Below are 5,259 nucleotides of genomic sequence, written 5' to 3' on the forward strand. Positions count from 1 at the left end.
TGGTGTCGCCGCCCCTTGCCTGGAAATCCGCGACGATCCGGCGACCGCCGCCGACTACACCGCGCGCGCCAATCTGGTCGGTGTCGTCACCAACGGATCGGCCGTGCTCGGCCTCGGCAATATCGGCCCGCTAGCCTCCAAGCCGGTCATGGAAGGCAAGGCTGTCCTGTTCAAGAAGTTCGCCGGCATCGACGTCTTCGACATCGAGATCGACGCGCCCGGTATAGAACGCATGGTCGAGACGATCTCGGCGCTGGAACCGACCTTCGGCGGCATCAACCTCGAGGACATCAAGGCGCCGGAGTGCTTCGAGGTCGAGGAGCAGTTGAAGGCCCGCATGGGCATACCGGTGTTCCACGACGACCAGCACGGCACCGCCATCATCGTCGCCGCCGCCGTGCTCAACGGGCTGGAATTCGCCGGCAAGACCATATCTGGCATCAAGATCGTCACCTCCGGTGCCGGCGCAGCGGCCCTTGCCTGCCTCAACCTGCTGGTCTCGCTCGGCGCGCGGGTGGAAAACATCTGGGTCACCGACCGCTTCGGCGTCGCCTACAAAGGCCGCGTCGACGAGATGGATCGCTGGAAAGACCCTTATGTGAAGGACACCGAGGCGCGCACGCTGGCCGACGTCATCGCAGGCGCCGACGTCTTCCTCGGCCTGTCGGCGGCAGGCGTGCTGAAGCCGGAACTGCTCCAGCACATGGCGCCAAAACCGCTGATCCTGGCGCTGGCCAATCCCAATCCGGAGATCATGCCGGAAATAGCGCGTGCGGCGCGTCCCGATGCGATGATCTGCACCGGCCGTTCCGATTTCCCCAATCAGGTCAACAACGTACTGTGCTTTCCTTACATCTTTCGCGGCGCGCTCGATTGTGGTGCCAGCGCCATCAATGAGGAGATGAAGATGGCGGCGGTGCGGGCAATCGCAGCGCTGGCACGGGAGGAGCCTTCGGACGTCGCTGCACGCGCCTATTCCGGCGAGACCCCGATCTTCGGGCCTGAGTTCCTGATCCCCTCGCCCTTCGATCCGCGCCTGATCCTGCGCATCGCGCCTGCGGTCGCCAAGGCTGCCTGCGACACCGGCGTCGCGACAAGGCCGATCACCGACTTCGCCGCCTATATCGACAAGCTGAACCGCTTCGTGTTCCGCTCCGGCCTGGTGATGAAGCCGGTGTTCTCATCCGCCAAGGCGTCGACCGCCAAGCGCGTCATCTATGCCGACGGCGAGGACGAGCGCGTGCTGCGCGCGGCACAGGTGGTGCTTGAGGAAGGCATCGCCGAGCCGATCCTGATCGGCCGCCCGCACGTCATCGAGGTGCGCCTGAAGCGCTATGGGCTGCGCATCAAGCCCGGCGTCGATTTCGGCCTGATTAATCCCGAAGACGATCCGCGCTACCGTCACTATGTCGACCTGCTGATCGAACTCGCCGGCCGGCGCGGCGTGACGACGGAGGCCGCGCGCACCATGGTGCGTACCGACAACACGGTGATCGCAGCACTAGCGCTGAAGCGCGGCGATGCCGATGCCATGGTCTGCGGCCTCGAAGGCCGCTTCGAGCGGCATCTGCGCAACGTCACCTTGATCATCGGCCCGCGAGCCGGCGTCAAGGACCACGACCTGTCGACGCTTTCCATGCTGATCTCGCAGCGCGGCATCATCTTCCTAACCGACACGCACGTCTCCGTCGACCCGACAGCCGAGGAGATCGCCGAGATGACGGTGCTTGCGGCAGAAGAAATCCAGCGCTTCGGCATCGAGCCGAAGGCGGCGCTCCTGTCGCACTCGGATTTCGGCTCGCGCGATTCGCCGAGTGCGCTCAAGATGCGGCAAGCGGCGGCGATCCTGGCGCGCATCGCGCCTGACCTGGAGTGCGACGGCGAGATGCACGCGGACACTGCCTTGTCCGAGCATCTGCGCCAGCGCGTTTACCCGCATTCGCGGCTGAAAGGCGAAGCCAATTTGCTGGTGTTCCCCAACCTCGATTCGGCCAACATCACGCTGACCGCGCTCAGGACCATGATGGATGCGCTGCATGTCGGGCCGATCCTGCTCGGCACCGACATGCCGGCGCACATACTGACGCCGTCGGTCACCTCGCGCGGCGTGGTCAACATGACGGCGCTTGCCGTGGTCGAGGCCGCCCACAAGGCGCAGGCGGTCGTCAATCTGGGCTGAACACGGATTTCGCGGTAAACTGCAGTTAACCGCGAACACGGTAGCCTTGCAGGCCAACGGGCGGGATTTGGGCAGGCGGAGTTTGGGCGGATGGCAAGCGGAGGGTGGAAGCAGGCGCATGCTGCCGTGCTGCTTGGCCTCCTGTTGTCCGCAACCTGGGGGGTAGCCGAGCCACGGGCCGCTTCGCGGGTCTGTCGCCAGTTGGAAGCCGATCTTGCCGCGGCCTCACGCGGCGGCGACGGTGGTCCGGCTATGATCCGGAAATATGACGCCGCCATCGCCAGGCAGCATGAGCAGATTTCGAAGGCCCGCAGCCAAGCGAGCCAGGCAGGGTGCGGCTTTTCGCTGTTTGGCCGCAACCTCAATCAATGCGCCGGGCTCAACGCCACCATCGATCGCATGAATGCCAACCTCGATGCGCTGCAAGGCAAACGCGAGCGGCTTGCCGGCGGCGGCTCGCGCCGTGACCGGGGACGCATCCTGGCGGCGCTTGACGCCAATGGCTGCCGCGACGACACCGTTGCGCCGCGGCGCGCACCCCTGCAGGAAGCGAACCGCGAAGGCGGCAGCACAAACCTGTTCGACCAGCTTTTCGGCGGCAACAGCCAGCAGCTCGATACGCCAGATACACTTGACCAGCCTGACGATCCCGACGAAGAGCGCAGCGTCCGCCGGGTGCTCAACCGGCCCGGCGTACCGGACCTTCCGAGCGTCGGCGGTGAATTCCACACCTCCTGTGTGCGCACTTGCGACGGCTACTTCTTCCCGATGTCGAACTCGGCCTCGACCAGCGACTTCGAACGCGACCAGAAGAATTGCGAATCGAGCTGCCCCGGCACCGAGATGCAGGTCTTCTACTCGCGCGGCATGGACGACGATTCGGCTTCGATGACGTCGTCCGTCACCGGCCGGCCCTACAGCGAATTGCCGACTGCCTATCTCTACAAGCAGTCCAACATGCCGCGGCCGCCGGCCTGCGGCTGCAACGCCGCCGCGCAGGGCTTCCAGATCATCGCCGGCAATCCGCCGTATCAGGAACAGTCGCAGCCCGAAACGGACGCTGCACCGTTCATCCCGGTCCCGGTGTCCAAGCCGGATCCAGGTGCAGATCCGGAAACCCTGGCCAATCTGGAAGGCGGGCTCGACCGCGAGGCGATCAAGCGGCTTTCCGCCAAGCCGGTGACGTCGCCGGTGTCCGCGCTGCCGCCGGAACAGCGCAAGGTCAGGGTCGTCGGGCCAACGTTCCTTCCCGACCCATCAGCGGCAATAGATCTGCAAGCTCCGGCCCCGAAGGCAGTCCGGTAAGGGCTGTTCTGAGCGGCATGAACAACGCCTTGCCCTTGCGGCCCGTCGCTTCCCTGATCTTGCCCGTCCAGTCTTTCCAGATCGTCGCGGTCCAGGGGTCCTCCGGCAGCAGATCGAACGCCTGTCCGAGGAAATCGCGGTCTTCATCGGAAAATTCCGGCATCTCCTGAGGCCCCTCGCGCAGGATGCGCCACCAGTTCACCGCATCGGCCAGCCTGTCGAGATTGCCGCGCACCGCCAGCCAGAACGGCTCGGCCTGCTCGCCCGAGACGCCGAGCACGATCAGCCGGTCCTGTGCCTCGGCGAATGGCATATGATGCAGCAATGTCCGGTTGAGCACGAACAGGTCATCCGGATCGAACTTGGCCGCCGATTTCGATGTTGCCGCTGGATCGAAGCGTTCGGCGAGTTCGCCCATCGTCGGCACCGCCGCGACATTCTCCGAGGTGCCGACCAGCACGGCCAGCGAGGCCACCGCCATAGGCTCGATGCCGTCCTCGCGCAGGCTTTCGATGGAGAGCGCACCGGTGCGCTTCGACAGTCCCTCGCCCGATGCGGTGGTCAGGAGATTGTGGTGGCCGAACACAGGCGGCTCGGCAGCCAACGCCTGGAACAGGGCGATCTGCACGCCGGTGTTGGTGACATGGTCGTCGCCGCGGATGACATGGCTGACGCCCATCTCGATATCGTCGACCACGGAGGGAAGCGTGTAGAGATAGGTGCCGTCCTCGCGCACCAGCACTGGATCGGACAGTGAGGCCAGGTCGACCGTCTCCTCGCCGCGCACCAGGTCGTTCCAGTGGATTTCGGTGCGCTCCGGCTGTTGCGGATCGCCTGAGAAATTGGGGAGGAGAAAACGCCAGTGCGGCCGGCGGCCATCGGCCTGGTATTCGGCGATCTGCTCATGCGTCAGGGCCAGCGCCTCACGGCCATAGACCGGTGGCAGGCCGCGCGTGCGGCGCACCTTGCGCCTGAGATCCAGCTCCTCCGGCGTTTCATAGCAGGCATAGAGAACGCCTGCCGCCTTCAGCCTCTCGACCGCCGCGTCATAGACCTCGAAACGTCGCGACTGGTACTCGGTGGCATCGGGAAAAATACCCAGCCAATGCAGATCATAGAGGATGGCATCGGAAAATTCCTGCTTCGAGCGCGCAATGTCGGTGTCGTCGAAGCGCTGGATGAAGCGGCCCTTGTTGTTCATGGCAAACAGCCAGTTGAACAGAGCCGTGCGCGCATTGCCGATATGGATGCGGCCGGTCGGCGAAGGGGCGAAACGAACGGTAACTGTCATGAGCGGGGCGTACCGGATGCTTTTGTGATTGACAAGACGCGCCCCCGCGCTGTCCGGCAGACATAGAACATGGCGGCTGGAATGAAAAGACCGGGCGGCGTGCGCCTCAGGCGGCGCTTAATGCATGTCGTCCAAACGTGATCTCGGTTTTGGGAAAACGACATGCATAAGAAACAAAGACCTAAAGCGCGTCGCCTGAATCCGTTCAAACGCGACGCGCTTTAGGCGGCGGCCAGTCTGGCGGCGCCCGCCATGACCGAGTGCAGCCAGCCGGCGGAGCCGGCGAACAGGTCGTTAAGGCGATCAGCGGCCGAAGTCATCGGAACTGAGGCGGGTCCAGCGGTCACCCATCACCCCACCGATAAAGATGTCACCGGCGCGGACCGCTTCCGTGACCTCAGCGATTCGCGAGCGGACCATCGTTCCTCCGGCATAGCGGAAGAAGAGATTCTTGTAGCCGAAGAGTTGAGGCATGAATCTGCTC

General features: G+C 64.5%; 3 protein-coding genes and 1 pseudogene. 2 read left to right on the plus strand and 2 right to left on the minus strand.

What is annotated here, in order from left to right:
• On the plus strand, positions 1–2,179 hold a 2,179-nt coding region (locus EN935_RS21080), incomplete at its 5' end, for an NADP-dependent malic enzyme (protein WP_164771236.1).
• Between the two features lie 90 nt (positions 2,180–2,269).
• Positions 2,270–3,484: a DUF2865 domain-containing protein gene (locus tag EN935_RS21085; protein ID WP_109669300.1), complete on the plus strand. Its 1,215-nt coding sequence runs from the start codon at positions 2,270–2,272 to the stop codon at positions 3,482–3,484.
• Here the strand turns inward: EN935_RS21085 and gltX are convergent.
• Positions 3,402–4,775, minus strand: coding sequence for a glutamate--tRNA ligase (gene gltX / locus EN935_RS21090; protein ID WP_109669303.1), 1,374 nt, complete (start codon positions 4,773–4,775; stop codon positions 3,402–3,404). The two genes, EN935_RS21085 and gltX, sit on opposite strands and share 83 nt — an antisense overlap.
• Positions 4,776–5,078: 303 nt before the next feature.
• Positions 5,079–5,259, minus strand: a pseudogene (locus EN935_RS21095) (hypothetical protein); the annotation flags it as partial.

The sequence above is a fragment of the Mesorhizobium sp. M7D.F.Ca.US.004.03.1.1 genome, assembly GCF_003998635.1.
In the GTDB taxonomy this organism is placed as follows: Bacteria; Pseudomonadota; Alphaproteobacteria; order Rhizobiales; family Rhizobiaceae; genus Mesorhizobium; species Mesorhizobium loti.